Source organism: Janibacter sp. CoH_79_TC_3 (genome assembly GCF_058197955.1).
This window is the reverse complement of record NZ_JBXWIV010000094.1, coordinates 1-271: the sequence shown is the minus strand read 5'-3', so window position 1 is coordinate 271 and position 271 is coordinate 1. Positions and strand designations below refer to the sequence as shown.

Here is a 271-nt window from a genome sequence, read left to right as displayed (position 1 = left end):
ATCCGATAACGGTTTCTTTCTTTCCTCGTCAGAAAAACCGAACTTACGGATCATGACGTCATATTCTTTCTCATAATAATATCCGCCATCATCCTTGAAAGCCTCTTCCATAGCTGTGTATCTGGCTACTTTTTGATCGGAATAGTCGCTTTCAAGCTCTTTTGCGGCAAGCTCAAGTTCCTTTTTCCTTTGATCCATCTTTGCGAAGCACTTTCTTATTTCCTGCTCCAGCGTAATATTTTTATCCTCAAATGCGATCTGCTTTAGATAG

General features: G+C 40.2%; 1 protein-coding gene. It reads right to left on the bottom strand.

The window, feature by feature from the left end; all coding sequences use genetic code 11:
• On the bottom strand, nucleotides 1-271 hold a 271-nt coding region (locus AC2FA3_RS15215; protein WP_490510317.1), incomplete at both ends, for a hypothetical protein.